Genomic DNA, 2,390 nt, shown 5'->3' with positions numbered 1-2,390 from the left:
GCGATGATCTGTGCATCGCTAAAGCGTGATGTTTTCATGTAGAACCTCCTGCGTTCAAGATACGAGAAAATTCTACTTATGAGCACCTCAGTTTTTCGGGGGGATTACCCTACGAGCACCGGTTGCTATCGCCATGTGGATGAGCAGATGCAGCCGCTCCCATCTGCTAACACTGGCAGCTTTCAGCAGGCGGGAGAGCTCATCATCAGATAAAAAGCGGGTACGGCCATTGTTTTCAGCCTTCTGGCGAACTTCGCGGGCAGGATTGTGTTTGGTGTTGTACTGCTCGTTGAACCACTCGAACAAGCTGGAGATAGCCGCCTTGTAGCGATTAAGGGTAGCCGGGGACTTCTTGCCCTTTGTCAGCACATCTAGGGCAGACTTGATATGTTGGCGCGTGACCTTACCGACAGGCTTCCCTTGGAGGTGCTCGGCCCACCAACCAAGACGTTGGATGATCGAACGATCACGGCCTTTGTACTGATCGAGAAATGCCGTTATTGCGGAATCAATGAGAATTGTGGAAAGGCTGGAGTGCGTCAAAGCATCGGCCATGTCATCGTAAACAATGAGCTGTGCCATAAAGGCTTCGGCGGCTTTTTTGGTGTTGAAAGTTTGACCGATTCGACGGCCATTTTTCATGAACTGTACGCGATAGCTACTGCCACGCTTACCGGTGATTTTTTGAATATTTGCCATGGTTGAAACCCTTTGCACGAAATTGCACGAAGTTTTGGTTTTCAACCGCAGTACTCAGGAGACATAACGCCGCATCTGCCACGTTAACCTGTTGACCAAACAGGGTTTAATAATGGTGCCCGGGGTCGGACTCGAACCGACACGTATTGCTACGGCGGATTTTGAAACCATCGCAAGCCGCAGTGAATCAATGAGTTGCCGTGTTTTAGCGGGTTTGCTTGGGGATGGATGGGGGTTATTGGGTGTCGCTGGTGAGCGCTGCCGCCACTTTGCCGCCATTTTTCATCGCAGTGATCGGGTTGAGTTTGACCGCGTCTTCGAGGTGGTCAGGGGCGAAGTGGGCATAGCGCATGGTCATCTTGATGTCGGTGTGACCGAGGATGCGTTGCAGCACCAGGATGTTGCCGCCACCCATCATGAAGTGACTGGCGAAGGTGTGGCGCAGCACATGAGTGCGTTGGCCGGTCGGCAGGGTGATCTTCGCACGACGCAACGCCTTCTCGAACTCGGCGTAGCAGTCACTGAACAGGCGGCCGGTGCGCTTGGGCAGCAGCGCCAGCAACCAGCCGGCCACCGGCACGGTGCGGTTCTTCTTGCCCTTGGTGCGGGTGAAGGTCAGCCGACCGATGCCAACCTGTGAACGGGTCAGTTTTTCAATCTCGGACCAACGGGCACCGGTCGAGAGACACAGCATCACGATCAGCCACAAGTCGTTCAGGCCCGCGCACGCAGCCAGCAACTGTTCAATTTCCTCCTGATTGAGGAACGCCAGCTCGGATTCTTGAACCTTGTACTGGCGCAGCACCTCGAGCGGGTTGCCGTGGGTCCACTCCCCCAGGCGGCCAAGCTCATTGAACACCGCCTGCAGGTAGAGCAGTTCGCGGTTGATGGTGGTCGGGGAGACCTGTTTGCGCTGACCGGGCACATAAAGCTCGCCCGCCAATCTCCGCTCGCGGTAGGCCGCAAACTGCTGGGCTGTGAACTCGGTCGCCAGCGGGTTACCCAACGCCTCCGCCAGCCAGATCAGCTTGTCGCGGCGCCGGTCGCCATCTGTCAGGGTTTGGCCGTGGCGACCATACCAGAGCGCCACCAAGTCACTCAGCCGCCGCTCATCCGCATGGCCAGCCTCTGGTTGTTGCCAGGGCTGGGCCAGCATGTGTTTTTCCCATGCCATAGCTTCGCCTTTGGTGGCGAAGCGCTTGCGCTTGCGGGGGCCGTCACGGCCTTGGGGGTAGACCTCGGCAAGCCAGAGCTTGGGCTTGCCATCGTCGAGTTTGCGAACAGTCATTGATTCATATCAGCTCAAATCTTCAGAAAGGTATAATTAAGTACATCCACAAAGAAACTGATACTTTTTAAGTATTAAATTTTAAACACTTACAAAGAAATTTTTTGAGTGGTGATTTTTTCTTCGCACCTGCCCTTAAGACTTTCACTTCGTTTTCTAGTTCGTTTATTCTGTGGTTATACCAATGACACACTACTGTTGTAAGCCCTAACTCCTCTATAGGTTCAAGTTTTTTTTGACTGCAAAATGAATTAAACCAAGGGCTTTTTGATGCTGCATGTAACCATATTGACCCGCGAATTCAGATAATAACTGCAACACCCATGGTGCATAGGAGAGAAGAGGCCAACTGCCGGTTCTGGTACGCTTCTTCTCGCCAAAGAAACAAAGCGGAACACCATGA

At 53.5% G+C, this 2,390-nt stretch carries 3 protein-coding genes; all 3 read right to left on the bottom strand.

Annotated features, from left to right (window positions below; all coding sequences use genetic code 11):
• Positions 1-87 precede the first annotated feature (87 nt).
• Positions 88-699, bottom strand: coding sequence for a tyrosine-type recombinase/integrase (locus tag PG883_RS23195; RefSeq protein ID WP_270808410.1), 612 nt, complete (start codon positions 697-699; stop codon positions 88-90).
• A 235-nt stretch (positions 700-934) separates the two neighbouring features.
• Complete coding sequence (locus PG883_RS23190) at positions 935-1,987, bottom strand: site-specific integrase (protein ID WP_270808408.1); 1,053 nt, start codon at positions 1,985-1,987, stop codon at positions 935-937.
• A 216-nt stretch (positions 1,988-2,203) separates the two neighbouring features.
• Positions 2,204-2,390, bottom strand: a 187-nt coding sequence (locus PG883_RS23185) for a hypothetical protein (RefSeq protein WP_270808406.1), incomplete at its 5' end; no start/stop codon positions are given.

It is taken from the genome of Aeromonas sp. QDB25 (assembly GCF_027707725.1).
Classification (GTDB): Bacteria; Pseudomonadota; Gammaproteobacteria; order Enterobacterales; family Aeromonadaceae; genus Aeromonas; species Aeromonas caviae.
This window is presented reverse-complemented; position numbering and strand designations above follow the sequence as displayed.